We start from the raw sequence: 25,234 nt of genomic DNA, 5'->3' as shown, positions 1-25,234 counted from the left end.
GTGGGAGGGGGCTTGCCCCTCCCGCATTAGATCTCCTGCATTATGGGGATCGGCGTTTATTTGGACAGGAAGCGCATGCCTTCTTCCAGCCCGCGCAGGGTCAGCGGGTACATCTGATCCTCCACCAACTCCCGCACAATCCCCGTCGACGCCGTAAAGTCCCAAGTGTCCTTTGGATACGGATTGATCCAGATCAGCTTCTTGTACTTGGCCATGAAACGCTGCATCCACACATAGCCCGGCTCTTCGTTCCAATGCTCGACGCTGCCGCCGGCCTGGGTGATTTCATACGGCGCCATCGATGCGTCGCCGATAAAGATCACTTTGTAGTCGGCGCCATACTTGTGCAGCAGGTCCTGGGTGGAAGTGCGCTCCGAGGTGCGGCGCTGGTTGTTCTTCCACACCGACTCATACACGAAGTTATGGAAGTAGAAGTACTCCAGGTGTTTGAACTCGGTCTTGCAGGCGGAGAACAGCTCTTCGCAGATTTTCACGTGGGCATCCATCGAGCCGCCGATATCGAACAGCAGCAACAGCTTGATGGTATTGCGCCGTTCCGGGCGCATCTGGATATTCAGCAAGCCGGCGTCGCGGGCGGTGTGGTCGATGGTGCCGTCGATGTCCAACTCGTCGGCGGCACCCTGGCGCGCGAATTTGCGCAGGCGGCGCAGTGCAATCTTGATGTTGCGCGTGCCCAGTTCCACCTGATCGTCGAGGTTCTTGTACTCACGCTGGTCCCAGACTTTCACCGCCTTGCCCTGGCGCTTGCCGGCGTCGCCGACGCGGATGCCTTCGGGGTTGTAGCCACCGGAGCCAAACGGGCTGGTACCGCCGGTGCCGATCCATTTATTACCGCCGGCGTGGCGTTCTTTCTGTTCTTCCAGGCGTTTCTTGAACTCCTCGATCAGCTTGTCGAGGCCGCCGAGGGATTGGATCTGCGCGCGTTCTTCGTCACTCAGCGAACGCTCGAAATCCTTGCGCAGCCACTCTTCGGGGATCAGCGCCTGCAAATGGTCGTCGAGCTTTTCCAGGCCGTTGAAATAGGCGCCGAAGGCACGGTCGAACTTGTCGAAATGCCGCTCGTCCTTGACCAGGATCGCCCGGGCCAAGTAGTAGAACTCGTCCATGTCGGCGAAGGTCACGCGCTGCTTGAGCGCGTTGATCAGGTCGAGCAACTCGCGCACCGACACCGGCACTTTGGCGGCGCGCATCTCGTTGAACAGGTTGAGCAACATCAGCGATTACCGCGACGGCTCATGAACGCCAGACGCTCCAGCAATTGCACGTCTTGCTCGTTCTTGACCAAGGCGCCGGCCAGCGGCGGGATGGCTTTGGTCGGATCGCGTTCGCGCAGCACCGCTTCACCGATATTGTCGGCCATCAGCAGCTTGAGCCAGTCGACCAGTTCGGAGGTGGACGGTTTTTTCTTCAGGCCCGGGACTTTGCGCACGTCGAAGAACACGTCGAGGGCTTCGCTGACCAGGTCTTTCTTGATGTCGGGGTAGTGCACATCCACGATCTTCTGCAGGGTGGTGCGGTCGGGGAAGGCGATGTAGTGGAAGAAGCAACGGCGCAGGAATGCGTCCGGCAGCTCTTTTTCGTTGTTGGAGGTAATGATGATGATCGGGCGCTTCTTGGCCTTGATGGTCTCGTCGATTTCGTAGACGTAGAACTCCATCTTGTCGAGTTCTTGCAGCAGGTCGTTGGGGAACTCGATGTCGGCCTTGTCGATTTCATCGATCAGCAGGATCACCCGTTCTTCGGACTCGAACGCTTCCCACAACTTGCCCTTCTTCAGGTAGTTGCGCACATCGTGCACCTTGTCCACGCCCAACTGCGAGTCGCGCAGGCGGCTGACCGCATCGTACTCGTAGAGGCCCTGGTGGGCCTTGGTGGTGGACTTGATGTGCCAGGTGATCAGCTTGGCACCGAAGGATTCGGCCAGTTGCTCGGCGAGCATCGTCTTGCCGGTGCCCGGTTCGCCCTTGACCAGCAACGGCCGCTCCAGGGTGATGGCGGCGTTGACGGCCAGTTTCAGGTCATCGGTAGCCACATAGGCCTGGGTGCCTTCGAACTTCATCGGTGTTTCCTCGCATTCATCAATGCCCCGACTATACCGCGCAGCCCCGGCGACTGTGAACGCAGACGGGTTATTCAGTCTCTGAATGGCCGGTCACATGGGATATCAGTCTGCCGATGGCTTGGGTTGCTCATAACGTGCATTGAACGCCTGGATAAAACCATTGCGCAAAATCCCCAAAAACGCAGAGAACGCGCTGACATTTTGTTGATGTACGCTGCCACTGAGCTCGACGCGGGTGGCGAACTGGTTTTTCTGCTGGTTCTTCAGCACCGTCTCGCTGGTGCCAACCACCGCCTCCCAGATCGAGCGGAAGATGTTCTTGTCCTTGTTCTCCACGTCCTGCTGCCAGTCAAACACTTCCACATCCCTTAACAACGGCTTGATGTAGCCGGTCAGTTGGCCTTTTTCGGCCTGGGCTTCGATCACCACGTCGCCGTTACCGGCCTTGAAGTCGAACTTGCCGTAGGCCGAGGCGAAGTCATTCATGCGCTTGAGCTGCAGGTCCTTGGCGCGGAAACGGAACTCGAAGTTCTCGAAATTGCTCAGTGGGTCAAAGGTGGCGCTGGCTTCCAGCGGGGCCTGGCCTTGCAGCAGGGCCTTGCCGTCGAAGCGGGCGTCGCGCTTGCCTTTGACGTCGACCACGTTGGTCAGGTTGTAGAAGCTGGCGTTGACGTCAGTGGCATCGATTTTTACCGCAGGTTTGGAGCTGAAGTTGTGGAAGGCGATCTTGCCGTCTTCGATGCGCACTTCATCGAGGGTGATGGGTGCCAGCTTGCTCAACTGCTCGCGCCAGTCGGTGCCCTTACCTGTCTGGGACGCCTGCTTGTTGGCGCCGCCGTCGACGAAGTTCACTTCAGGCTTGATAAACCGCACCTTGGCGACCACTGCATGGTCGTACCACAGCGAATGCCAGCTCACCGCCAGGTCGATCAGCGGGGCGTTGACGAACGGTACGGGCACTTTGCCGTCGACCTTCACGATTTCAAGGCCGTTGATCCGGTACGCGCCCCGCCATAGCGCCAGGTCCACGTCGGTCACCTGGCCTCGGTAATCGCCCATATTGGCGAGTTTGTCATTCAAATAATTGCGCACCAGGTAGGGCAGGGCGATGCTCAAGGCGACCAGGACCACCAGCACTCCGGCGACGGTCCATAGTGGCCAGCTGTAGCGACGTTTCATCGGGCAGTTCTCCTTGCAGATGAAACATGGACTGTCTTGATCCGCGCAACGTTCCTCTGACTGGACGCTTTGTACTACGAGGCATACCCTTGTTGCCTTCTTGAAATTGCCTACAAGGACCCGTCATGAGCCGCATTTTTGCAGACAACGCGCACTCCATCGGTAACACGCCCCTGGTGCAGATCAACCGCATCGCCCCGCGTGGCGTGACCATCCTGGCGAAGATCGAAGGGCGTAACCCGGGTTACTCGGTAAAGTGCCGCATCGGCGCGAACATGATCTGGGACGCGGAAAGCACCGGCAAACTCAAGTCGGGCATGACCATTGTCGAGCCGACGTCGGGCAATACCGGCATCGGCCTGGCGTTTGTCGCCGCCGCCCGTGGCTACAAGCTGCTGCTGACCATGCCGGCGTCCATGAGCATCGAGCGCCGCAAAGTGCTCAAGGCCCTCGGTGCCGAGCTGGTACTGACCGAGCCGGCCAAAGGCATGAAGGGCGCTATCGAAAAGGCCGGCGAAATCGTCGCCAGCGACCCGGCCACCTACTTTATGCCGGCCCAGTTCGAAAACCCGGCCAACCCGGCGATCCACGAGAAAACCACCGGCCCGGAAATCTGGAACGACACCGACGGTGCGGTGGATGTGCTGGTAGCGGGCGTGGGCACTGGCGGCACCATCACCGGCGTATCGCGCTATATCAAGAACACCGCGGGCAAGCCGATTCTGTCGGTGGCCGTTGAGCCGGTGGTGTCGCCGGTGATCACCCAGGCGCTGGCTGGCGATGAGATCAAGCCGAGCCCGCATAAAATCCAGGGCATCGGCGCCGGTTTTGTACCGAAAAACCTCGACTTGTCGATGGTTGACCGCGTGGAGCTGGTGACCGACGACGAATCCAAGGCCATGGCCCTGCGCCTGATGCAGGAAGAGGGGATTCTGTGCGGCATCTCCTGCGGTGCCGCCATGGCGGTGGCCGTGCGCCTGGCCGAGAAACCGGAAATGCAGGGCAAGACCATCGTGGTGATCCTGCCGGACTCCGGTGAGCGCTACCTGTCGAGCATGCTGTTCAGCGATTTGTTCACCGAGCAGGAAAACCAGGCTTGATGTATGTCAGCGCCGATACCTTGGGCCTTCTGCATACTGGCCCAAGTGTTTATGATGCCCGGCGCATATTTCCAGGAGTTGCTGCATGACCTTTTCTTTGGCCGCCAAACTGTCGGTGCTGCTGCTGTTTATCGGTAGCACACTGTATGTCCACTTGCGCGGCAAGGCCCGTCTACCGATGTTGCGCCAGTTCGTAAACCATTCGGCGCTGTTCGCCCCGTATAACGCCTTGATGTATCTGTTTTCGGCGGTGCCGTCCAAACCCTATCTGGACCGCAGCAAGTTCCCGGAACTGGATGTGCTCAAGGACAACTGGGAGGTGATCCGCGAAGAGGCCATGCACCTGTTCGACGAGGGTTACATCCGCGCCGCCGAAAAGAACAACGATGCCGGTTTCGGGTCGTTCTTCAAGAAGGGCTGGAAGCGTTTCTACCTCAAGTGGTACGACAAACCCCTGCCATCGGCCGAGGCGCTGTGCCCGAAAACCGTGGCACTGGTGAGCAGCATTCCCAACGTCAAGGGCGCGATGTTTGCGCTGTTGCCGGGCGGCAGCCACCTCAACCCGCACCGCGACCCGTTTGCCGGTTCCCTGCGTTATCACCTGGGGCTGTCCACGCCCAACTCCGATGCCTGCCGCATCTTCGTCGACGGCCAGGAATACGCCTGGCGCGACGGCGACGACGTGATGTTCGACGAAACCTACGTGCACTGGGTGAAGAATGAAACCGAACAGACCCGTGTGATTCTGTTCTGCGACATTGAGCGTCCCCTGAGCAACCGCGTGATGACCCGCCTCAACCGTTGGGTCAGCAAGCAACTGGGCCGTGCGACCGCGCCGCAGAACCTGGATGACGAGCGCGTGGGCGGGATCAACCAGGCGTATGCCTGGAGCAAGACCTTCAGCGACAAGTTCAGCGGCCAGGTCAAGCAGTGGAAGCGCAAACATCCCAAGGCTTACCGCATTGCGCGGCCGGTGTTGGCGGTGGTCGTGCTGGTACTGCTGTGGAAATGGCTGTTCGGCTGATCTGAAAGTTTAAACGCGGTCAAAAATGGGGAAGGGGGCTTGCCCCCGATGACAGTGGGTCAGCTACAGATTTATCAGCTGACACACCCTCATCGGGGCATGGGTATCTACACAGCTCTTAAAGGCTGGCATAAAACCCTGTGGTGAGCGGGCTTGCCCCGGTACAAACCAGGCACCGCGTTTTTTCAGTCATAACCCATTGGCCGGTTTTGGGGCCGCTTCGCAGCCCAGCGCGGGGCAAGCCCGCTCACCACAAGACCCTCGTTCGCTAAGGGTACGTTTTCACCAAAGATGTGTAGATACCCATGCTCATCGGGGGCAAGTCGAATCGTCGCACCGCCCCTCCCACATTTGATCTCCAGTGATCTTTAGCTGGCGATCAGTTGGCGCAACACGTAGTGCAAAATCCCGCCCGCCTTGAAGTACTCCACCTCATTGAGCGTATCGATCCGGCACAGCACCTCGACCTTCTCGCTGCTGCCATCCTCTCGCGTAATCACCAGCGTCAGGTTCATGCGCGGCACGATCTCCACCCCGCTCAGCCCAAGAATGTCGATCTTCTCCTTGCCACTGAGCTTGAGCGTCTTGCGGTTCTGATCGAGTTTGAACTGCAACGGCAGCACGCCCATGCCCACCAGGTTGGAACGGTGAATTCGCTCGAAGCTCTCGGCGATCACCGCCTTGACGCCCAGCAGGTTGGTGCCCTTGGCCGCCCAGTCGCGGCTGGAGCCGGTGCCGTACTCTTGCCCCGCAACCACCACCAGCGGGGTGCCCGACGCCTGGTATTTCATCGACGCATCGTAGATCGCCATTTTTTCGCCGGTGGGGATGTACAGCGTGTTGCCGCCTTCTTCGCCACCGAGCATTTCGTTGCGGATCCGGATATTGGCAAAGGTGCCGCGCATCATCACTTCATGGTTACCCCGGCGTGAGCCGTAGGAGTTGAAGTCCCGCGGTTCCACGCCTTGCTCGCGCAGGTATTGGCCGGCGGGGCTGTCGACCTTGATGTTGCCGGCGGGGGAGATGTGGTCGGTGGTCACCGAATCCCCCAGCAGGGCCAGCACGTTGGCGCCCTTGATGTCCTCGATCACCGGCAACGGGCCGGCAATGTCGTCGAAAAACGGCGGATGCTGGATGTAGGTGGAATCCTTCTGCCACACGTACGTCGCAGCCTGAGGCACTTCAATGGCCTGCCATTGCGCGTCTCCGGCAAACACCTCGGCGTATTCCTTGTGGAACATGCCAGTGCTGACCTGCGCCACCGCGTCGGCGATCTCCTGGCTGCTCGGCCAGATGTCCTTGAGGTAGACCGGCTTGCCGTCCTTGTCGTTACCCAGCGGCTCGCTGCTGATGTCGATGCGCACCGTGCCGGCCAGCGCATAGGCGACCACCAGCGGCGGCGAGGCCAGCCAGTTGGTTTTCACCAGTGGGTGTACGCGGCCTTCAAAGTTGCGGTTGCCCGACAGCACCGAGGCCACGGTGAGGTCGGCCTTCTGGATGGCTTTTTCAATCGGCTCGGGCAATGGCCCGGAGTTGCCGATGCAGGTGGTGCAGCCGTAGCCCACCAGATCAAAACCGAGCGCGTCCAGGTAGTGGGTGAGGCCGGCGGCGTTGTAGTAGTCGGTGACCACCTTGGAGCCGGGCGCCAGGGAGCTTTTGACCCACGGCTTGCGCGTCAGGCCTTTTTCCACGGCTTTCTTGGCCACGAGCCCGGCGGCCATCATCACGCTGGGGTTGGAGGTATTGGTGCACGACGTAATCGCGGCGATGACCACCGCGCCGTTTTTCAGGCGGTAGGTGTTGCCTTCGTATTCGTAATCTGCTTCGCCCACCAGGTCGGCATTACCCACGGCGACACCGCCGCCGCCTTCGCTTTCCAGGCGGCCTTCTTCCTTGTTGGTGGGTTTGAATTGCAGGTCGAGAAAGTCGCTGAAGGCCTGGCCGACATTCGGCAGCGCCACGCGGTCCTGCGGACGTTTCGGCCCGGCAAGGCTGGCTTCGACGCTGCCCATGTCCAGGGCCAGGCTGTCGGTGAACACCGGTTCTTGGCCGGCAATACGCCACAGGCCCTGAGCCTTGGTGTAGGCCTCGACCAATTTCACGGTTTCTGTCGGCCGGCCGGACAGGCGCAGGTAGTCCAGCGTCACTTCATCCACCGGGAAAAAGCCGCAGGTGGCGCCATATTCCGGGGCCATGTTGGCGATGGTGGCGCGGTCAGCCAGAGGCAGATCGGCCAGGCCGTCGCCGTAGAACTCAACGAACTTACCGACGACGCCTTTTTTGCGCAGCATCTGGGTCACGGTCAGCACCAGGTCGGTGGCGGTGATGCCTTCCTTGAGTTTGCCGGTGAGCTTGAAGCCGATCACTTCCGGGATCAGCATCGACACCGGCTGGCCGAGCATCGCCGCTTCCGCTTCGATGCCACCCACGCCCCAGCCAAGTACGCCAAGTCCGTTGATCATGGTGGTGTGGGAATCGGTGCCGACCAGGGTGTCGGGGAAGGCGTAGGTGCGGCCGTCTTCGTCCTTGGTCCACACGGTGCGGCCCAGGTACTCCAGGTTAACCTGATGGCAGATGCCGGTGCCCGGCGGCACCACGCTGAAGTTGTCAAAGGCGCTCTGGCCCCAGCGCAGGAAGGCGTAGCGTTCGCCGTTGCGCTGCATCTCGATATCGACGTTTTGCTCGAAGGCATCGGCATTGCCGAACTTGTCGACCATTACCGAGTGGTCGATCACCAAGTCCACCGGGGAGAGCGGGTTGATGCGCTGCGGGTCGCCACCGGCCTTGGCCACGGCGGCGCGCATGGCGGCCAGGTCGACCACGGCGGGCACGCCGGTAAAGTCTTGCATCAGCACGCGGGCGGGGCGGTACTGGATCTCACGGTCGGACTGGCGCTCTTTGAGCCAGGCGGCAATGGCCTTGAGGTCGGCGCCGGTGACGGTCTTGTTGTCTTCCCAGCGCAGCAGGTTTTCCAGCAGCACCTTGAGCGACATCGGTAGCTTGTCCAGGTCGCCCAGGCTCTTGGCGGCTTCGGGCAGGCTGAAGTAGTGGTAGGTTTTGTCGTCGATTTGCAGGGTTTTAAGGGTTCTCAGGCTATCAAGCGATGACATGACGCGACTCCTTATGGTCCGCACGGCTACGGACCTGACGGGACGAACAGAGCTATCAAACTAGCCCCGTTTTCATTAGCAGGCTAATAACTGGACTCTATGGGCAAGTCCAAGGTTCCGAACTCGGCTATCATGCGCGCGTTTTCATGACAGGCATTGCGATAGAGCAAGCCAGTTGCCAGGAGATTCAATGAACACCCTTTTTATGCACTGCCGCCCGGGTTTTGAAGGCGAAGTCTGTTCCGAGATCGCGGACCTCGCTGCGCGCCTGAACGTTTCCGGCTACGCCAAGGCCAAGACCGGCAGCGCCTGCGCCGAATTTGTCTGCACCGAAGAAGACGGCGCCCAGCGCCTGATGCACGGCCAGCGCTTTGCCGAGCTGATCTTCCCCCGGCAGTGGGCGCGCGGGGTGTTTATCGACCTGCCGGAAACCGACCGCATCAGCGTGATCCTCGCTCACCTGCGCGAATTCCCGGTGTGCGGCAGCCTGTGGCTGGAGATGGTCGACACCAACGATGGCAAGGAACTGTCGAACTTCTGCAAGAAATTTGAAGTGCACCTGCGCAAAGCCCTGCTGGGTGCCGGCAAGCTGGTGGACGACCCGAGCAAGCCGCGCCTGCTGCTGACCTTCAAGAGCGGCCGCGAAGTGTTCATGGGCCTGGCCGAGTCGAACAATTCGGCCATGTGGCCGATGGGCATCCCGCGCCTGAAGTTCCCGCGTGACGCGCCAAGCCGTTCGACGTTGAAGCTGGAAGAGGCCTGGCACCACTTTATCCCCCGCGACCAATGGGACGAGCGCCTGCACGGCGACATGACTGGCGTCGACCTCGGCGCTGCGCCGGGCGGCTGGACCTGGCAACTGGTCAACCGTGGCATGCTGGTGACCGCCATCGACAATGGCCCCATGGCCGAAAGCCTGATGGACACCGGTCTGGTGCAGCACCTGATGGCCGACGGCTTTACCTTCGTGCCCAAGCAGCCGGTGGACTGGATGGTGTGCGACATCGTCGAGAAACCGGCGCGCAACGCCGCGTTGCTGGAAACCTGGATCGGCGAGGGGCATTGTCGCGAGGCGGTGGTGAACCTGAAGTTGCCGATGAAGCAGCGCTATGCCGAAGTCAAACGCCTGCTGGAGCGTATCGAAGAGGGCTTCAAGGCCCGCGGCATTCGCGTGGAAATCGGCTGCAAGCAGCTGTACCACGACCGTGAGGAAGTGACCTGCCACCTGCGCCGCCTGGTGGATGCGAAGAAAACCAAGGCCCGTTAACGAGGAGTCATCAATGAGCGATATCAACGAAAGCCCTGTCGACGGCATTCTCGATGCCACCGGCCTCAACTGCCCGGAACCCGTGATGATGCTGCACCAGCACATCCGCGACCTGCCGGCAGGCGGTTTGCTCAAGGTGATCGCAACGGACCCGTCGACCCGTCGCGATATACCCAAGTTCTGCGTGTTCCTGGACCACGAACTGGTGGATCAGCAGGAACAGGCTGGCACTTATCTGTACTGGATTCGCAAGAAGGCCGACTAACCCCGCGCCTTGTCCGCCCGGATACGCCGGCGTGCACTGCGCGCCAGGCGTACCAGCAACATCCCCGCCGCACAGCTCAGGCCCACGATCAGCCCTTGCCACAAACCGCTGGGGCCGCTTGGGGCGCCGAGCCAGTCGGTCAGCCCCAGGGCATAACCCACCGGCAGCCCCACGCCCCAGTAGGCGAACAAGGTCAGCACCATGGTCACGCGGGTGTCCTGGTAGCCACGCAAGGCGCCGGCTGCCGTGACCTGGATCGAGTCCGAGAACTGGAACAGCGCCGAGAACACAATCAGCGTCGAAGCCAAGTGAATCACCACTGGGTCCGGGGTGTAGATCGTCGCGATCTGCTCACGGAACAACAGCATCAGGCTGCACGACAGGCACGCATACGCCAGCGCGGTGCCCATGCCGACACCGGCAGCGAAGCGCGCTTCCCGTGCCTCGCCACGGCCGAGGGCCTGACCGACGCGCACAGTGACGGCCATGCTCAGGGAGTAGGGGATCATGAACACCAGCGAGCTGACGTTCAGTGCGATCTGATGCCCGGACACCACCGTGGCGCCCAGGCTGCCGAGCAACAGGGCGATTACCGCAAAAATGCTCGATTCGGCGAAGATCGCGACGCCAATCGGCAGGCCAATCCCCAGCACACGCTTGATGACTGCCCATTGCGGCCAGTCAAACCGTTTGAACAATTCACTGCTCTGATAGGCCGGGCCCCAGCGCGTCCAGACGGCCAGGCCGAGCATCATCACCCACATCGCAATGGCCGTGGCCCAGCCGCAGCCCACGCCGCCCATGGCCGGCACGCCAAAGTGGCCGTAGATGAAGATGTAGTTCAGCGGAATATTCAGCGCCAGGCCGACCAGGCCCATGACCATGCTCGGCCGCGTGCGGCCCAGGCCATCGCTGAAACAGCGCAGCACGTAATACAGCGCAATCGCCGGCATCCCGGCAGCGATGCCGTGCAGGTAGCCCATGGATGGTTCGATCAGGTCGGGCTCGACCTTCATGGCATGCAGGATCGGTTCGGCGCACAGCAGCAGCAATGCGCCGATGATCCCCACGACCACCGCCAGCCACAACGCCTGGCGCACCAGCGGCCCGATCTCGTTGAACTGGCCTGCCCCGTAGCGCTGGGCGACTTTCGGCGTGGTGGCCAGCAGCGTGCCGCTCATCAGCAGGTACACCGGGATCCAGATCGAGTTGCCCAGGCCCACCGCCGCCAGGTCCTGGGGGCTGACCCGCCCGGCCATGACCGCGTCGACAAAACTCATGGCGGTGGTGGCCAGTTGGCCGATCATGATCGGCAGGGCGAGCGTCAGCAGGTCGCGCACTTCCCGGCTGATGCGGGCGGGGCGGGTGAGGGCGGTGGCGGCAGTGTTCACGTACAGGTGTCCAATTGAGAGGAGCGCAAGGACGGCGGATTCTACGCCCTGACGCAATGGTCAGGAAAAAACCTGTGTTGGGGATTTGTAAGCAACCTGCCAGGCCCCCTCCCACATTGAATCCACGCAAGCCTGTACACTGCGGGTCCGCCAAAGGAGCCTGCCATGCTGATTGTTGCCGACGAAAATATCCCGCTGCTCGATGCCTTCTTCCAAGGATTTGGCGAGATTCGCCGGTTGCCCGGCCGTTCCCTTGACCGCGCCACGGTCGAGCAGGCGGATGTGCTGCTGGTGCGCTCGGTGAGCAACGTCAATCGCGCGCTTCTGGAGGGCTCCAACGTGCGCTTTGTCGGCACCTGCACCATCGGCACCGACCACCTGGATTTGGACTACTTCAAGCAAGCCGGTATCCAGTGGTCCAGCGCCCCCGGCTGCAATGCCCGTGGGGTAGTGGACTACGTGCTGGGCAGCCTGCAGACCCTCGCCGAGATCGAAGGCGCCGACCTCAATAAGCGTACTTACGGCATCGTCGGTGCCGGTGAAGTCGGCGGGCGCCTGGTCAAGGTGCTCAAGGGCCTGGGCTGGAACGTGCTGGTGTGCGACCCGCCACGGCAGATCGCCGAAGACGGCGACTATGTGAGCCTGGCGCAGATCGTCGAGCAGTGCGACGTGATCAGCCTGCACACGCCGCTGACCAAGTCCGGCAATGGCTCGACCTGGCATTTGTTCGACCGCCAGCGCCTGGAGCAGCTCAAGCCCGGCACCTGGCTGATTAACGCCAGCCGTGGCCCGGTGGTGGACAACGCTGCCCTGCGCGAGGTGTTGCTGGCGCGCGAAGACCTGCAAGCGGTACTGGATGTATGGGAAGGCGAGCCCGAAGTGGATGCGGACCTGGCCGACTTGTGCGTGCTGGCCACGCCGCATATCGCCGGTTACAGCCTGGAAGGCCGTCAGCGCGGCACGGCGCAGATCTACCAGGCGTTTTGCGCGTACCTGGGCCAGGCACCGAGCATCTACTTGAGCGAACTGTTGCCGGCGCCGTGGTTGTCTGAAGTGCACCTGAATGCTTCGACCGACCCCGCCTGGGCGCTGGCGACCTTGTGCCGCAGCGTGTACGACCCGCGCCGGGATGATGCGGATTTCCGTCGCAGCCTGGTGGGAACTGTGGAAGAACAGCGTAAGGCGTTCGACCTGCTGCGCAAGCATTACCCGGAGCGTCGGGAGATCGAGGGCTTGAAGGTGCGTATCAATGGGGAGTCGGAGGCGCTGTCGAAGATTGTGTCCGCATTGGGCGCAGTGGCCATTTAAGCGCCCATAAAAAACCCGGCCATCGCGGCCGGGTCTGAAAGAGCCTGGGCGCTTCAGTCTTGCTGTGCAGGCTTGACCAGTCGCTGCTCCAGCTCATTGCAGGCTTGCTGGATCATCTCTTCAGTAATCTGCACTTCGCTGCCCTTGGCGTCGATGTACGAGCAAGGCAACTGCTGCGGCTGGCGGATCACTTCAATCTTGGCATCGCTACTGTTTTGCAAGGTCATGGCCTGTCTCCTCATCAGGTTGTGTACCTACTTTGAACCCCCCGCGTGACCGCGCTGTGACAACTCCCTGCACGACCACCGGTTCGAACATCCAGTCCACCAGAAACCGCTGTCGATTTCCAGCCGGGTGTTAGACCGATAGCCTCTAGGGGCCAGCATCGGCGGGCATAATTAACCTGACTCATTGTTATTTACCCAAGTTCCCCCAATGTTGAGGTATAGACCCCTCATCGGTGATGCCCTCCATGTTCTCAGTCCGTCAACGCCGCGCAATTCGCCTGGCCAGCCGCTTTATCGCGCCCTATCGCTGGCAGGCGCTGGGCGCTCTGTTGGCGCTGATCGTCACCGCCGGCATCACCTTGTCCATGGGGCAGGGCATCCGCCTACTGGTGGACCAGGGTTTCATGACCCAGTCGCCGCACCTGCTCAACCAGTCCATCGGCCTGTTCATGATCCTGGTGCTGGGCCTGGCGGTGGGTACTTTTGCACGGTTTTACCTGGTGTCCTGGATTGGCGAGCGGGTGGTGGCGGATATTCGTCGGCAGGTGTTCAACCACCTCATCTACTTGCACCCCGGCTTCTACGAGAATAACCGCAGCTCCGAAATCCAGTCGCGGCTGACCACCGACACCACCTTGTTGCAATCGGTGATCGGCTCGTCGCTGTCGCTGTTCCTGCGCAATGCCTTGATGGTCATCGGCGGCATTGTGCTGCTGTTCGTCACCAACCCCAAGCTCACCAGTATCGTGGTGGTGGCGCTGCCGCTGGTGCTGGCACCGATCCTGATTTTCGGTCGCCGCGTGCGTAGCCTGTCGCGCCTGAGCCAGGACCGGATTGCCGATGTGGGCAGTTATGTGTCCGAAACCCTCGGCCAGATCAAGACCGTGCAGGCCTACAACCACCAGGTCCAGGACGAACAACGCTTTGCCGTGACCGTCGAAGAAGCCTTTGCCACGGCGCGTAAACGTATTGCCCAGCGGGCCTGGCTGATCACCTTGGTGATCATGCTGGTGCTCGGTGCCGTGGGCGTGATGTTGTGGGTGGGCGGCATGGACGTGATCAGTGGGCGTATTTCCGGCGGCGAACTGGCGGCGTTTGTGTTCTACAGCCTGATCGTCGGCAGCGCCGTCGGCACCCTGAGCGAAGTGCTCGGTGAGCTGCAACGTGCCGCCGGTGCAGCCGAGCGCATTGGTGAGCTGTTGCAGTCGACTAACGAAATCCAGGCGCCGGCCGCGGGCACGGTGCAGTTGCCGGCGCGGGTCAGTGGGCGTATGGAGCTGCAGGACTTGCGTTTTTCCTACCCGTCACGACCCGACAGCTACGCCATCGACGGCTTGAATCTGACGATCAACCCCGGCGAAACCCTGGCCTTGGTCGGGCCATCCGGCGCGGGCAAGTCGACCATTTTCGACCTTCTGCTGCGTTTCTACGACCCCCAGCACGGCCGCATACTGCTCGAAGGTCACCCGCTGACCGAGCTCGACCCCCTGGATCTGCGCCGCCATTTCGCCTTGGTGTCCCAGAGCCCGGCGCTGTTTTTCGGCAGCGTCGAAGAAAACATCCGCTACGGCAACCCGAGCGCGACCCGCGAGCAGGTCGAAGCCGCTGCGCGCATCGCCCACGCCCATGATTTCATCCTGCAAATGCCCAACGGCTACCAGACTCACCTGGGCGACGGTGGCCAGGGCCTCTCCGGCGGCCAGCGCCAGCGCCTGGCCATCGCCCGCGCCTTGTTGGTGGACGCACCGATCCTGCTGCTGGACGAAGCCACCAGCGCCCTCGATGCCCAGAGTGAACACCTGATCCAGCAAGCCTTGCCGCAACTGATGCAAGGGCGCACCACGCTGGTGATCGCCCATCGCCTGGCCACGGTGAAGAATGCTGATCGGATCGCCGTGATGGACCAGGGCAAGCTGGTGGCGGTGGGCACGCATCAGCAGTTGATTGCGAGTAATCCGCTGTATGCGCGGTTGGCGGCGTTGCAGTTCAGTGATGGTGTGGAGATGGAATGAAGCTGCGGTGTGCTTGCTCCTTAAGGCATTATGCAATCTTTCGCTATTGATCTGGATGAGGACATGAGCCGTTATCAACCTCCGTTGACACTGACCACAAAGATGCTGGCCCTGGTGGCTGATATCAGTGAGCAGATTGGTCAGCTCTCAGTCGGTGACGACACCCGTCAGACGCCACAGCTCAGGCGGGGCAATCGAATCCGTACGATTCAGGCCTCATTGGCGATCGAGAACAATACCCTCAGCGTCGAGCAGGTGACTGCTGTTCTGGAAGGCCGACGAGTATTGGGGCTGCCTAGAGAAATCCAGGAAGTGCGTAATGCGTTTGCTGCCTACGAGGCAATGCCGCAGTGGCTGCCGAGTAATCGCGCGGATGTGTTGAAGGCTCACGAACTGCTGATGTATGGCTTGATCGACGATGCCGGACGGTTTCGGCAGGCGGGTGTTGGTATCTATCGTGGCGAGCAATTGGTACACATGGCTCCGCCCGCGAGCCGTGTAACGCATCTGATGGATGACCTGCTCCAATGGTTGTCGGTTTCCGATTGGCACCCGTTGATCGCCAGCTGTGTATTCCATTATGAGTTTGAATTTATCCACCCTTTTGCGGATGGTAATGGGCGCATGGGACGGCTCTGGCAAACGCTGATTCTCAGCCAATGGCGTCCTGTATTGGCCTACCTGCCAGTGGAAGCGGTTATTCGTGAACAGCAGGACGCTTACTATGCCGCGCTTTCAACTGCAGACCGGCAGGCCGAGGCCACGCCCTTCGTTGAGTTCATGCTGCAGGCGTTGAGCCTGGCCTTGGCTGAAGCCGTGCAAAGCGAGCCTCGGGCAGGCTCATAAAAAATGCCCGCATTTTTCAATGCGGGCATTTTTCCTTTCCGTTTCAAGTGTTACTGATCATCAAAATACCGCTCATGCCAATCCACCAGCGGCTGTGGCGAGTTGAGCTTTTGCCCGTAGATCACTGAATAAGACAGCACGTTCTGCACATACTGGCGGGTTTCGTCGAATGGGATGCTCTCCACCCATACATCGAAACTCAAGTGATCGGCACCGCGCAACCACTGGCGCACGCGGCCGGGGCCGGCGTTGTAGGCGGCGGAGGCGAGTACGCGGTTGCCGTTGAATTGGCTGTGCACCTGGCTCAGGTAGGCGGCGCCGAGCTGGATGTTTTTGTCGGGGTCCAACACCTGGGCCGGGGAGGCCAGGGGGATGCTGAATTTGCGCGCGGTTTCCTTGGCGGTGCCGGGCATCAGTTGCATCAGGCCGCTGGCGCCAACGCCGGAGCGGGCATCGTCCATAAAGGCGCTTTCCTGGCGGGTGATGGCGAATACCCAGCTCGAATGCAGGCCACGAACCTTGGCTTCACGCACCAGGGTGTCGCGGTGGGCCATCGGGAAGCGGATGTCCAGATCGTCCCAGTACTGGGCCTGGCTGATGGTGCGGATCGCCGGGAAGTACCACTTCATGTCGTACGCCAGCTTGGCTTGGGCGACCATCTCATCGCGGTTGAAGTGGCGGCTGACGTGGTACCACTCGCGGCGACCGTCCACGATCTGCCCACGGGCGTAAAACTCCAGGGCGCGGCGTACGCCGGGGGTGTTACGGACTTTATTGACCAGCGCCTGGCTCATCACCAGCGGCTTGTTGTTCAGTTGGTACGGGGCTTTGGAGCGATCAGCCGCGAGGAATCCGTAGAAGTCCCGCTCCCGCGACAGGTTCTTGTAGAGCACCAGGGCTTGCGGGTTCTTCGGCTCGGCCAGTTCCAGGCTGCGGGCCTGCCAGTAGCGCCAGCGGTTGGTGGTGGCCAGGTCTTGTGGGAGTTTGCGCGTCAACTGGTAGGCATCTTCCCAGCGTGCCAGGCGCAACAGCAAGCGCAGGCGCCACTCGGAGACGGTGTTGTCGCGCAGCTCGGGGTCGTACTTGGTCATCACCTCAAGGGCGCGTGGGTCGAAGCGCTTGGCCAGGGTCAGGCCGATTTCGCGGGCGATCGACACTTTTTCGTCACGGGAGAAGTGCATGCTGCTGGCGTAGCCGTCGAGCAGGGCCATGGCCTTGTCCGGGTCCTGGCGGGCCAGGCGACGCAGGCCCAGGCCCACGGCGTCAGACATAGCCTCGGTGGCCGGCTGGAAGCGCGATGGATCGCTGAGCATGTCGGGCTTTTGCGCCACATCCACCATCAGGCGGCCTTGGGCGCCGAGGGTCGGCAGGGTTTTCACCAGGCTGTTGGCGAGCGCGTAGTTGCGCGCTTCGGCGGCGAGCTTGGTGCGGTCCCAGATTTTCTGTTCGGTGAGTTGGCCGTCGGCGGCCCACTGGCCAAAGGTGGCATCACAGGCGGCGGGTTGGGATTTGCCGGTCATCCACAGCTTTTCGGCGGTCTTGTAGCCTTCGGCCTTCAGGTTGTGGGTGAGCTGGTATTGGCCGTGCAGGCAGTCCAGTTCGACGAAATTGAGTTTGGAGTCGTAGTACTTTTCAAAGGTCTGCCAATCGCCACGCTCGGACAGCCAGCGTAACCAGCGCAGCTTCATCCAGTTGGCCTGGGGCAGGTCGCCGTTTTTGGCGAGAAACTGCTCGATTTCCTGATTACTCGCGGTTTTCAGGCGCGCGGTCAGCTCGTCGTAGGCCAGGTACGGCGTCAGCGGGTAGTCGGCCAGGGCCTGGCTGTATTGCATATAGGGGCCGGTATCGCCCTTGGCCAGTGCGCGCTTGGCTTCATCGTAATATTGACGTTGGGTGGTGAGGTCCACGGCCTGGGCGGATTGAACGGCGGTGGCGGAAAGAAGCAGACAAGATAAAAAGTTGAAAAGGCGACTGCGCATGAGACGTCCGTGCAGAGAAATCACGACTAGCGCCGGCACCGCCGACGCTGATTGCCCCTAGCTTAGCCTTTTGCCAGCGACCGGCGAAAGCTTTGCCGGCCGGTTCGTTCAGGTTTACCGGAAATGTCCTACAGAACGTGTCGGCCTTGAAAATGCTGGCCGCATCCCACCCTCAAGTCAGGTAGAATGCGCGCCCAGTTTTTGGAGAAGCGTATGACCCTGCTCAAATTCAGCGATGTGTCCCTTGCTTTCGGCGCTATGCCGTTGTTGGACAAGGTGTCCTGGCAGATCGCCCGTGGTGAGCGGGTGTGCATCATCGGCCGCAACGGCACCGGCAAGTCCAGCATGATGAAGCTGGTCAAAGGCGACCAGAAGCCCGATGACGGCTCTGTCTGGCGCGCCCCAGGCCTCAAGATTGGCGAATTGCCGCAAGAATTGCCGGTGGCCGACGGACGGACAGTGTTCGACGTGGTTGCCGAAGGCCTGGACGGCGTGGGTGAGTTGCTAGCGCAATACCATCACCTGGCGCAGAACTGCGTCACCGAGGAAGACCTGGACAAGCTGATGCACGTCCAGCAGGACCTCGAAGCCCGTGACGGCTGGCGCCTGCAGCAACTGGTCGACAGCACCCTGAGCCGCCTGCAACTGCCTGCCGACAAGACCCTCGCCGAACTGTCCGGCGGCTGGCGTCGCCGCGTGCTGCTGGCCCAGGCCTTGGTGTCCGAGCCGGATTTGCTGCTGCTCGACGAGCCCACCAACCACCTGGACATCGGCGCCATTGCCTGGCTTGAAGAAGCCATCAAGGACTTCCAGGGCGCCGTGCTGTTCATCACGCACGACCGTGCCTTCCTGCAGAGCCTTGCCACGCGCATCCTCGAATTGGACCGTGGTGGCCTGATCGACTGGAACGGCGACTACGCCAGCTTCCTGGTGCACAAGGAAGCGGCGCTGTCGGCTGAAGAAACCGCCAACGCCCTGTTCGATAAAAAACTGGCCCAGGAAGAAGTCTGGATCCGCCAGGGCATCAAGGCCCGCCGCACCCGTAACGAAGGCCGTGTACGCGCGCTGAAAGCCCTGCGCGTTGAGCGCAGCGAACGTCGCGAGCGCACCGGCAAGGCCAATATCCAGCTGGATACCGCCGACAAGTCGGGCAAGCAGGTGATGGTGCTGGAGAACGTCAGCTTCCATCACCCGGATGGCCCGTTCCTGATCAATGACTTCTCCATGGTCCTGGCTCGCGGCGACCGTATCGGTCTGCTGGGCGCCAACGGTACCGGCAAGACCACCTTGCTCAAGCTGATGCTTAATGGCCTGCAACCGACCAGTGGTAAAGTCGAAGAGGGCACGCGCATCGACGTGGCCTACTTCGACCAGTTGCGCCATCAGTTGGACCTGGAAAAAACCGTGATCGATAACGTGGCGGAAGGCCGCGACTTTATCGATATCGACGGCCAGAGCCGCCATGTGTTGAGTTACCTGGGCGACTTCCTGTTCAGCCCGCAGCGTGCACGTACGCCGGTCAAAGCGTTGTCCGGTGGTGAGCGCGCACGCCTGCTGCTGGCGAAGCTGTTCAGCAAGCCGGCCAACCTGCTGGTACTCGACGAACCAACCAACGACCTCGACGTAGAAACCCTCGAACTGCTGGAAGAGGTCCTGTTGACCTTCAACGGCACCGTGCTGATGGTCAGCCACGACCGGGCATTCCTCGACAACGTGGTTACCAGCACCCTGGTCTTCGAAGGTGAAGGCAAGGTTCGCGAATACGTCGGTGGTTATCAGGACTGGCTGCGCCAGGGCGGTTCACCGCGCCTGTTGGGCGTGACCGAAAGCAAGTCCGGCAAGGCCGACTTGACCTCGGCGGTGGTAACACCGGTTGCCGCCGCGGCTCCTGCACCCGAAGCTGCGCCGGCGGCCAAGAAGAAGCTCAGCTACAAGCTGCAGCGCGAGCTGGAAGCGTTGCCGGGTGATATCGACGCCAAGGAAAAGCAGATTGCTGCTGTTGAAGCGGACATGGCTGATGCCGGGTTCTACCTGCGTCCGGCAGCGGAAACTGCCAAGGTCATTGCTTCCCTGGAGGCGCTGAACCAGGAACTGGAAGTGTTGATGGAGCGTTGGGCCGAGCTGGATGCCTGAGTGATCCGCATGCAATAAAAAACCCGGTGTTCACTAGTATGAACACCGGGTTTTTCATATGAATGCAGTTCAAATGTGGGAGGGGGCAAGCCCCCTCCCACATTTGGTCCTCATTCGCCTTATGAGGTTTTTACAAGCTTCACGGCCAGCACATCGCACGGCGCGCCGTGCAGCACATCATTGGCAGTAGAACCCAGCAACAACGCCAAGCCGTGACGACCATGGCTACCCACCACGATCAAGTCGCAAGCCTCTTCCTTGGCCAAGTGATGGATTTCCTGGCGCGGTTGGCCGTATGTCAGGTGGCAGTCTTCCTTTTTCAGGTGCGGGTATTTGAGAATCAAACGGTCCAGGCGCTCCTTGGCCTGGTCAAATTGTTGTTGCTGCAACTGGGAAAGGTCCATCGGCACGTCACCGCCAAAGGCCATGGCCATGGGCTCGACGATATGCACCAGCGACAGTTTGGCGCCATTGGCCAATGCAGATTCCTGCGCGCGCTTGATCACTGGATCGCACTCTTCGGTCAGGTCGACAGCGACCAGAATATGTTGGTAGGGCATGAGGCGTTCCTCCAGGGGACTGCAATAAATTAAGTATGGCTGCTTTCAAGCGGATCGGGTTGTATCCGGTCAAATCCGCTCATCTAGAAATTCGGGAGTACACATATGACGGTCTGGATAGTGGTGTCAATCCTTGTGGTGGTTCTGAGCCCTTTGGCATGGCTGCGCCCGTCGCGCCATCAGAGCGGGCGGATGGCCCTGCGCATGGAGGCGCGCCGCATCGGGCTGGCCATGCAGTTGGCACCCCAGGAGTGGCCGCACTGGCTCAAACAGGAGCCGCCGAGCCCCTGCGCGCAGTACTGCCGGCCACGGCGTGGCAGCACGCCGGCCATCTGGAGCTACTGGCAATTGGAGCCGGGGATGTGGGTCAACCAGTGGCGCGAAGTCTGTGAGGACGAGAAGTTGTTGCCGTATTTTGCAACGCTGCCGGCCAACGTCTACAAAGTCGAGGCGGACAAGCAGATGATCGCCCTGTATTGGGGCGAGAAGGGCGAAGCGAGTGATCTGCTCGCCATTGATGCACTGCTCAAGGCGTTGGCATGAAAGCCAGGCAATAAAAAGCCCGACATCATCATCGGGCTGGAGTTGGCCAGGCAGGCCGGTAAATCTCTGGTTGGCGCGTCGGATGTTCATCCAGGCGCGTTACGGTTGCGGCTAGCCTAGCCGGATATCCCGTTCTGTACAGTCTTTTCCCACATCTTTCCTATAATTGATTTCGTGAATATTTGAATATTGGCGAAGCGTGGGCCTATGGTTGGGGTTCTGAAATGACTGGAAAGTCGCGTTTTTCCTAGCCTTTCGAGCGATTGACAATTGCCTGGAATTGGATGAAGGTGGCGTACCCAAATCAAACGGGCGTATGAATTGAGCGTTTGTCTGTCAGACCGCTCATACATGCATCCCGACTATCGCATTGGCGGGTGTGCCTGGCGGATTGGAGTGAGCATTGACCTAGCGGCCAGTGTCCAACCAGAGGCCAGCGTCCAATGTGTACTGTTCAGCTTCCATATCGTGGAGATCAGTTGATGATTTACGAAGGTAAAGCCATCACGGTTAAGGCTCTTGAAAGTGGCATCGTCGAATTGAAATTCGACCTCAAGGGTGAGTCCGTCAACAAGTTCAACCGTCTAACCCTGAACGAGCTGCGTCAGGCTGTAGACACCATCAAAGCAGATGCTTCGGTCAAGGGCGTGATCGTTTCCAGCGGCAAGGACGTGTTTATCGTCGGCGCTGACATCACCGAATTCGTCGACAACTTCAAGCTGCCCGATGCCGAGCTGGTGGCTGGCAACCTCGAAGCCAACAAGATTTTCAGCGATTTCGAAGACCTCAACGTACCGACCGTTGCCGCGATCAATGGCATCGCGCTGGGCGGCGGCTTCGAAATGTGCCTGGCCGCAGACTTCCGCGTCATGTCGGCCACTGCCAAGATCGGCTTGCCTGAAGTCAAGCTGGGCATCTACCCAGGTTTCGGCGGCACCGTACGTCTGCCGCGCCTGATCGGGGCCGACAACGCCATCGAATGGATTGCCGCAGGCAAGGAAAACCGTGCTGAGGACGCGCTGAAAGTCGGCGCTGTCGACGCCGTGGTTGCGCCGGACAAACTGGCCGAAGCTGCACTTAACCTGATCAAGGGCGCCATCAGCGGCGAATTTGACTACAAGGCCAAGCGTCAGCCGAAGCTGGAAAAACTCAAGCTCAACGCCATCGAACAAATGATGTCGTTCGAAACCGCCAAAGGTTTCGTGGCTGGCCAGGCCGGCCCGAACTACCCGGCGCCGGTTGAAGCGATCAAGACCATCCAGAAAGCCGCGAACTTCGGTCGCGACAAGGCCCTGGAAGTAGAAGCGGCAGGCTTCGTCAAACTGGCGAAAACCTCGGCGGCCCAGAGCCTGATCGGCCTGTTCCTGAACGATCAGGAACTGAAGAAAAAGGCCAAGGCCTACGACGAAATCGCCAAGGACGTGAAACAGGCCGCCGTGCTCGGCGCCGGTATCATGGGCGGCGGTATCGCCTATCAGTCGGCGTCCAAAGGCACGCCGATCCTGATGAAGGACATCAACGAGCACGGTATCGAGCAAGGCCTGGCCGAAGCGGCCAAGCTGCTGGTAGGTCGCGTTGATAAAGGTCGCATGACCGCTGCAAAAATGGCCGAAGTGCTTAACGGCATTCGTCCTACGCTGTCCTACGGCGATTTCGGCCATGTCGACTTGGTCGTCGAGGCCGTTGTCGAGAACCCGAAGGTCAAGCAGGCGGTACTGGCTGAAGTTGAAAGCCACGTCAAAGACGACACGATCCTGGCGTCGAACACCTCGACCATTTCCATCTCGCTGCTGGCCAAGGCCCTCAAGCGTCCGGAAAACTTCGTCGGGATGCACTTCTTCAACCCGGTGCACATGATGCCGCTGGTGGAAGTGATCCGTGGCGAGAAGTCCAGCGAACTGGCCGTTGCCACCACCGTGGCCTACGCCAAGAAAATGGGCAAGAACCCGATTGTGGTCAACGACTGCCCGGGCTTCCTGGTCAACCGCGTGCTGTTCCCGTACTTCGGCGGTTTCGCCAAGCTGGTCAGCGCCGGTGTGGACTTCGTGCGCATCGACAAAGTCATGGAAAAATTCGGCTGGCCAATGGGCCCGGCGTACCTGATGGACGTGGTCGGCATCGACACCGGCCACCACGGTCGCGACGTAATGGCTGAAGGCTTCCCGGACCGCATGAAAGACGACCGCCGCTCGGCGATCGACGCGCTGTACGAGGCCAAGCGCCTGGGCCAGAAGAATGGCAAGGGCTTCTACGCCTACGAGGCGGACAAGAAGGGCAAGCAGAAGAAAGTCGCCGATCCATCGGTGCACGAAGTGCTCGCGCCGGTCATCTACGAACAGCGTGAGGTGTCCGACGAGGACATCATCAACTGGATGATGATCGCCCTGTGCCTGGAAACCGTGCGCTGCCTGGAAGACGGCATCGTCGAGACCGCCGCCGAAGCCGATATGGGCCTGGTGTACGGTATTGGCTTCCCTCCATTCCGTGGCGGTGCGCTGCGTTACATCGACTCGATCGGTGTGGCTGAATTCGTTGCCCTGGCTGATCAATACGCTGATCTGGGCCCGCTGTACCACCCGACCGCGAAGCTGCGTGAAATGGCCAAGAATGGCCAGAGCTTCTTCGGTTAAGCGCCCAGACGACTAGAGCGAGAATATTTATGAGCTTGAATCCAAGAGACGTGGTGATTGTCGACTTCGGTCGCACGCCGATGGGCCGCTCCAAGGGCGGCATGCACCGCAACACCCGCGCTGAAGACATGTCCGCGCACCTGATCAGCAAAGTGCTGGAACGCAACGTCAAGGTCGACCCGAACGAAGTCGAGGACGTGATCTGGGGCTGCGTCAACCAGACCCTGGAGCAGGGCTGGAACATCGCGCGCATGGCCTCCTTGATGACCCAGATCCCGCACACTGCGGCGGGCCAGACCGTCAGCCGCCTGTGCGGTTCGTCGATGAGCGCGCTGCACACCGCCGCCCAGGCGATCATGACCGGCAACGGTGATGTGTTCGTGGTCGGTGGTGTGGAGCACATGGGCCACGTCAGCATGATGCACGGCGTTGATCCTAACCCGCACATGTCCCTCTACGCGGCGAAAGCCTCGGGCATGATGGGCCTCACCGCGGAAATGCTCGGCAAAATGCACGGCATCACCCGCGAAGCTCAGGACGCGTTCGGCGTACGCTCCCACCAACTCGCCCACAAGGCGACGGTGGAAGGCAAGTTCAAGGATGAAATCATCCCGATGAACGGCTACGACGAGAACGGTTTCCTGAAACTGTTCGACTACGACGAAACCATTCGTCCGGATACCACCCTGGAAAGCCTGGCAGCCTTGAAACCTGCCTTCAATCCAAAGGGCGGCACCGTGACAGCCGGCACTTCGTCGCAAATCACCGATGGTGCTTCGTGCATGATCGTGATGTCGGCGCAGCGTGCCCAGGACCTGGGCATCCAGCCACTGGCGGTGATCCGTTCGATGGCCGTGGCGGGTGTGGACCCGGCAATCATGGGCTATGGTCCAGTACCGGCCACACAAAAAGCCTTGAAGCGCGCGGGGCTGACCATCTCTGATATCGACTTCTTCGAGCTCAACGAAGCTTTCGCCGCACAGGCCCTGCCAGTGCTGAAAGATTTGAAAGTACTCGACAAGATGAATGAGAAGGTTAACCTGCACGGCGGTGCGATTGCCCTGGGCCACCCATTCGGTTGCTCCGGTGCACGTATTTCCGGCACTTTGCTTAACGTGATGAAGCAAAATGGCGGCAACCTTGGGGTTGCCACCATGTGCATTGGTCTCGGCCAAGGCATTTCCACCGTCTTCGAACGCGTCTAAGCGTTGAGTTGACGGAAGCCGGGGCCCAGTGCCCCGGTTTTTGTTTTTGGGTGGTCTTGTATTTTTTTTTTAACAAATTTTGTAAGAGGGCCAGAGCATGAAAGTTGAACCAGGGCTCTACCAACATTATAAGGGGCCGCAGTACCGCGTTTTTAATGTGGCACGGCACTCTGAAACTGAAGAAGAAGTGGTGTTCTACCAAGCGCTGTATGGTGAATACGGCTTTTGGGTGCGCCCCTTGAGCATGTTCCTGGAGACCGTCGAAGTTGACGGCGAACAGGTCCCGCGCTTTGCTTTGGTCCAGGCCGAACCCAGTCTTTTTTCAGGGCAATAACGGCAGGCCGCGCAGAATGCTGCGCTTGACCTCACCTT

The 25,234-nt window shown here is 60.5% G+C and carries 19 protein-coding genes and 1 pseudogene; 12 read left to right on the top strand and 8 right to left on the bottom strand.

The genetic code is table 11. The annotated features are described in order from the left end of the window. Positions 1 to 56: 56 nt before the first annotated feature. The 3 genes from EJD88_RS05395 to EJD88_RS05385 form a co-directional block, all read right to left on the bottom strand. Complete coding sequence (locus tag EJD88_RS05395; protein ID WP_158877108.1) at positions 57 to 1,235, bottom strand: VWA domain-containing protein; 1,179 nt, start codon at positions 1,233 to 1,235, stop codon at positions 57 to 59. Further along, positions 1,235 to 2,080: a MoxR family ATPase gene (locus EJD88_RS05390; protein ID WP_003210690.1), complete on the bottom strand. Its 846-nt coding sequence runs from the start codon at positions 2,078 to 2,080 to the stop codon at positions 1,235 to 1,237. The genes EJD88_RS05395 and EJD88_RS05390 overlap by 1 nt, the downstream gene beginning before the upstream one ends. 105 nt (positions 2,081 to 2,185) lie before the next feature. Then, on the bottom strand, positions 2,186 to 3,262 hold the full coding sequence (locus EJD88_RS05385; RefSeq protein WP_099587448.1) for a DUF748 domain-containing protein: 1,077 nt from the start codon (positions 3,260 to 3,262) through the stop codon (positions 2,186 to 2,188). A gap of 125 nt (positions 3,263 to 3,387) precedes the next feature. Here EJD88_RS05385 and cysK point away from each other — a divergent pair, with 125 nt between their 5' ends. Further along, a complete protein-coding gene (gene cysK / locus EJD88_RS05380) occupies positions 3,388 to 4,362 on the top strand; it encodes a cysteine synthase A (protein WP_158877106.1) in 975 nt (324 codons plus the stop codon). An 85-nt stretch (positions 4,363 to 4,447) separates the two neighbouring features. Beyond that, entirely contained in the window at positions 4,448 to 5,386 is a 939-nt protein-coding gene (locus EJD88_RS05375; protein ID WP_099587446.1) for an aspartyl/asparaginyl beta-hydroxylase domain-containing protein, read from the top strand. A gap of 368 nt (positions 5,387 to 5,754) precedes the next feature. On the opposite strand, the gene acnA is transcribed toward EJD88_RS05375, so the two are convergent. Further along, positions 5,755 to 8,496, bottom strand: coding sequence for an aconitate hydratase AcnA (gene acnA, locus EJD88_RS05370; RefSeq protein ID WP_158877104.1), 2,742 nt, complete (start codon positions 8,494 to 8,496; stop codon positions 5,755 to 5,757). Positions 8,497 to 8,686: 190 nt separating this feature from the next. On the opposite strand from acnA, the gene rlmM reads away from it, so the two are divergent. Continuing rightward, entirely contained in the window at positions 8,687 to 9,763 is a 1,077-nt protein-coding gene (gene rlmM / locus EJD88_RS05365) for a 23S rRNA (cytidine(2498)-2'-O)-methyltransferase RlmM (RefSeq protein ID WP_099587444.1), read from the top strand. A gap of 13 nt (positions 9,764 to 9,776) precedes the next feature. Next, entirely contained in the window at positions 9,777 to 10,028 is a 252-nt protein-coding gene (tusA, locus tag EJD88_RS05360; protein WP_099587443.1) for a sulfurtransferase TusA, read from the top strand. On the opposite strand, the gene EJD88_RS05355 is transcribed toward tusA, so the two are convergent. Next, positions 10,025 to 11,419, bottom strand: a complete 1,395-nt coding sequence (locus EJD88_RS05355) for an MATE family efflux transporter (protein WP_158877102.1) — start codon at positions 11,417 to 11,419, stop codon at positions 10,025 to 10,027. The genes tusA and EJD88_RS05355 overlap by 4 nt on opposite strands. Before the next feature lie 165 nt (positions 11,420 to 11,584). Here EJD88_RS05355 and pdxB point away from each other — a divergent pair, with 165 nt between their 5' ends. After that, positions 11,585 to 12,727: a 4-phosphoerythronate dehydrogenase PdxB gene (gene pdxB / locus EJD88_RS05350; RefSeq protein ID WP_158877100.1), complete on the top strand. Its 1,143-nt coding sequence runs from the start codon at positions 11,585 to 11,587 to the stop codon at positions 12,725 to 12,727. 53 nt (positions 12,728 to 12,780) lie between these two features. On the opposite strand, the gene EJD88_RS26975 is transcribed toward pdxB, so the two are convergent. Beyond that, on the bottom strand, positions 12,781 to 12,954 hold the full coding sequence (locus tag EJD88_RS26975; protein WP_178117216.1) for a PA1571 family protein: 174 nt from the start codon (positions 12,952 to 12,954) through the stop codon (positions 12,781 to 12,783). A 236-nt stretch (positions 12,955 to 13,190) separates the two neighbouring features. Between EJD88_RS26975 and EJD88_RS05345 the strand changes: the two genes are divergently transcribed. Both EJD88_RS05345 and EJD88_RS05340 read left to right on the top strand, forming a co-directional pair. Beyond that, complete coding sequence (locus tag EJD88_RS05345; RefSeq protein WP_160385040.1) at positions 13,191 to 14,966, top strand: ABC transporter transmembrane domain-containing protein; 1,776 nt, start codon at positions 13,191 to 13,193, stop codon at positions 14,964 to 14,966. A gap of 63 nt (positions 14,967 to 15,029) precedes the next feature. Next, positions 15,030 to 15,797 (top strand): annotated as a pseudogene (locus EJD88_RS05340) (Fic family protein); the annotation flags it as partial. A gap of 65 nt (positions 15,798 to 15,862) precedes the next feature. Here EJD88_RS05340 and EJD88_RS05335 read toward each other — a convergent pair. Beyond that, a complete protein-coding gene (locus tag EJD88_RS05335) occupies positions 15,863 to 17,791 on the bottom strand; it encodes a transglycosylase SLT domain-containing protein (protein ID WP_099587439.1) in 1,929 nt (642 codons plus the stop codon). A 213-nt stretch (positions 17,792 to 18,004) separates the two neighbouring features. Here EJD88_RS05335 and EJD88_RS05330 point away from each other — a divergent pair, with 213 nt between their 5' ends. Beyond that, on the top strand, positions 18,005 to 19,924 hold the full coding sequence (locus EJD88_RS05330) for an ATP-binding cassette domain-containing protein (protein WP_158877094.1): 1,920 nt from the start codon (positions 18,005 to 18,007) through the stop codon (positions 19,922 to 19,924). Positions 19,925 to 20,043: 119 nt separating this feature from the next. On the opposite strand, the gene EJD88_RS05325 is transcribed toward EJD88_RS05330, so the two are convergent. After that, positions 20,044 to 20,484, bottom strand: coding sequence for a universal stress protein (locus tag EJD88_RS05325; protein ID WP_158877092.1), 441 nt, complete (start codon positions 20,482 to 20,484; stop codon positions 20,044 to 20,046). 105 nt (positions 20,485 to 20,589) lie between these two features. Between EJD88_RS05325 and EJD88_RS05320 the strand changes: the two genes are divergently transcribed. From EJD88_RS05320 to EJD88_RS05305, 4 genes are all read left to right on the top strand, one after another. Further along, complete coding sequence (locus EJD88_RS05320; RefSeq protein WP_099587436.1) at positions 20,590 to 21,027, top strand: hypothetical protein; 438 nt, start codon at positions 20,590 to 20,592, stop codon at positions 21,025 to 21,027. A gap of 482 nt (positions 21,028 to 21,509) precedes the next feature. Beyond that, positions 21,510 to 23,657, top strand: coding sequence for a fatty acid oxidation complex subunit alpha FadB (gene fadB, locus EJD88_RS05315; RefSeq protein WP_099587434.1), 2,148 nt, complete (start codon positions 21,510 to 21,512; stop codon positions 23,655 to 23,657). Positions 23,658 to 23,686: 29 nt separating this feature from the next. Then, complete coding sequence (fadA, locus tag EJD88_RS05310; RefSeq protein ID WP_112194091.1) at positions 23,687 to 24,862, top strand: acetyl-CoA C-acyltransferase FadA; 1,176 nt, start codon at positions 23,687 to 23,689, stop codon at positions 24,860 to 24,862. Between the two features lie 97 nt (positions 24,863 to 24,959). Further along, positions 24,960 to 25,196: a DUF1653 domain-containing protein gene (locus tag EJD88_RS05305; RefSeq protein WP_112194093.1), complete on the top strand. Its 237-nt coding sequence runs from the start codon at positions 24,960 to 24,962 to the stop codon at positions 25,194 to 25,196. The last annotated feature ends 38 nt before the right edge of the window (positions 25,197 to 25,234 follow it).

Source organism: Pseudomonas sp. PB105, from assembly GCF_009764655.1.
Classification (GTDB): domain Bacteria; phylum Pseudomonadota; class Gammaproteobacteria; order Pseudomonadales; family Pseudomonadaceae; genus Aquipseudomonas; species Aquipseudomonas cyclaminis.
This window is presented reverse-complemented; position numbering and strand designations above follow the sequence as displayed.

Excerpts from the sequence above, each read along its gene's own strand:
- fadA (WP_112194091.1), top strand. The coding sequence starts at position 23,687 with ATGAGCTTGAATCCAAGAGACGTGGTGATTGTCGACTTCGGTCGCACG.
- EJD88_RS05335 (WP_099587439.1), bottom strand. The coding sequence starts at position 17,791 with ATGCGCAGTCGCCTTTTCAACTTTTTATCTTGTCTGCTTCTTTCCGCC.
- EJD88_RS26975 (WP_178117216.1), bottom strand. The coding sequence starts at position 12,954 with ATGACCTTGCAAAACAGTAGCGATGCCAAGATTGAAGTGATCCGCCAG.
- rlmM (WP_099587444.1), top strand. The coding sequence starts at position 8,687 with ATGAACACCCTTTTTATGCACTGCCGCCCGGGTTTTGAAGGCGAAGTC.
- acnA (WP_158877104.1), bottom strand. The coding sequence starts at position 8,496 with ATGTCATCGCTTGATAGCCTGAGAACCCTTAAAACCCTGCAAATCGAC.
- EJD88_RS05395 (WP_158877108.1), bottom strand. The coding sequence starts at position 1,235 with ATGTTGCTCAACCTGTTCAACGAGATGCGCGCCGCCAAAGTGCCGGTG.
- pdxB (WP_158877100.1), top strand. The coding sequence starts at position 11,585 with ATGCTGATTGTTGCCGACGAAAATATCCCGCTGCTCGATGCCTTCTTC.
- EJD88_RS05320 (WP_099587436.1), top strand. The coding sequence starts at position 20,590 with ATGACGGTCTGGATAGTGGTGTCAATCCTTGTGGTGGTTCTGAGCCCT.
- EJD88_RS05385 (WP_099587448.1), bottom strand. The coding sequence starts at position 3,262 with ATGAAACGTCGCTACAGCTGGCCACTATGGACCGTCGCCGGAGTGCTG.
- EJD88_RS05305 (WP_112194093.1), top strand. The coding sequence starts at position 24,960 with ATGAAAGTTGAACCAGGGCTCTACCAACATTATAAGGGGCCGCAGTAC.
- EJD88_RS05330 (WP_158877094.1), top strand. The coding sequence starts at position 18,005 with ATGACCCTGCTCAAATTCAGCGATGTGTCCCTTGCTTTCGGCGCTATG.
- fadB (WP_099587434.1), top strand. The coding sequence starts at position 21,510 with ATGATTTACGAAGGTAAAGCCATCACGGTTAAGGCTCTTGAAAGTGGC.
- EJD88_RS05345 (WP_160385040.1), top strand. The coding sequence starts at position 13,191 with ATGCCCTCCATGTTCTCAGTCCGTCAACGCCGCGCAATTCGCCTGGCC.
- tusA (WP_099587443.1), top strand. The coding sequence starts at position 9,777 with ATGAGCGATATCAACGAAAGCCCTGTCGACGGCATTCTCGATGCCACC.
- EJD88_RS05375 (WP_099587446.1), top strand. The coding sequence starts at position 4,448 with ATGACCTTTTCTTTGGCCGCCAAACTGTCGGTGCTGCTGCTGTTTATC.
- EJD88_RS05390 (WP_003210690.1), bottom strand. The coding sequence starts at position 2,080 with ATGAAGTTCGAAGGCACCCAGGCCTATGTGGCTACCGATGACCTGAAA.
- EJD88_RS05325 (WP_158877092.1), bottom strand. The coding sequence starts at position 20,484 with ATGCCCTACCAACATATTCTGGTCGCTGTCGACCTGACCGAAGAGTGC.
- cysK (WP_158877106.1), top strand. The coding sequence starts at position 3,388 with ATGAGCCGCATTTTTGCAGACAACGCGCACTCCATCGGTAACACGCCC.